Annotated in this window: 2 protein-coding genes; both read left to right on the top strand. The window is 71.6% G+C overall.

Going from position 1 to position 877, the window contains the following annotated elements; translation table 11 throughout:
* A partial coding sequence (locus BN903_RS04055; protein WP_048076520.1) for a DAK2 domain-containing protein occupies window positions 1-340 on the top strand: 340 nt, incomplete at its 5' end.
* Window positions 340-777, top strand: coding sequence for a PTS mannose transporter subunit IID (locus tag BN903_RS04050; RefSeq protein WP_048076519.1), 438 nt, complete (start codon window positions 340-342; stop codon window positions 775-777). The genes BN903_RS04055 and BN903_RS04050, both read left to right, overlap by 1 nt.
* The last annotated feature ends 100 nt before the right edge of the window (window positions 778-877 follow it).

Raw genomic sequence — 877 nt, 5'->3', positions numbered from 1 at the left:
GACGATGGTGGACGCGCTGACGCCCGCGGTCCACACGTTCAAGAAGTCGATCGAGGTCGACGACCTCGATCCGATCGAGGCGCTCGCGAAGGCGGTCGACGCCGCCGAGCGCGGGGTCGCGTTCACCGTCCCGATCCGGGCGCGGAAGGGGCGGGCCTCCTACCTCGGCTGGCGGTCGGTCGGCCATCAGGACCCGGGGGCGACGAGTACGCTGATCATCCTCGAAGAGCTGCTCGCGGTCGCCGCTGAGCGGCTCGACGTCGACGTGCCGGAGACCGACGCCGGCTCGCCGACGATCCCGGACGACGACCCCGACGACGTCGACCCGGAGGACGACTGATGGTCGGGATCGTCGTCGTCTCCCACAGCGAGCGGGCCGCCGAGGGGATCGCGGAGATCGCCGCCGAGATGGCCGGCGACACCCGCATCGAACCGGTCGGCGGCGACGGGAAGGGCGGGATCGGCACTGTCCCAGACGCGATCGAAGCGGCGATCGACGCCGCAGCCGGGATAGACGCGGAAGACGGGAGCGACGCCGGCGACGAGAACGGGGGAGATCCCGACGGCTCTGACCCGGTCGTCGTCCTCGTCGACCTCGGCAGCGCGGTGATGAACGCGGACATCGCCGTCGAACTGAGCGACGCGGAGGCCGTGATCGCGGACGCGCCCGTCCTCGAAGGCGCGGTCAACGCGGCGGTCGCGGCCACCGACGCCTCGGCCACGGTCGAGTCCGTCCGCGAGCAGGCGGAGGCGGCCCGCGACATCGAGAAGCTGTAGGCCGGAATCGACGTTTTTCGTCTCAGTCTACGCGGCGCGGTCGTCGAGTCCCAGCACATCCAGCACCTCGCGGCGCGTCTCGCAGGCGAGCGCGTCGGAC

It is taken from the genome of Halorubrum sp. AJ67 (genome assembly GCF_000513435.1).
Note: the sequence above shows the minus strand (reverse complement) of the source record. Positions and strands in the feature narration are given on the sequence as shown.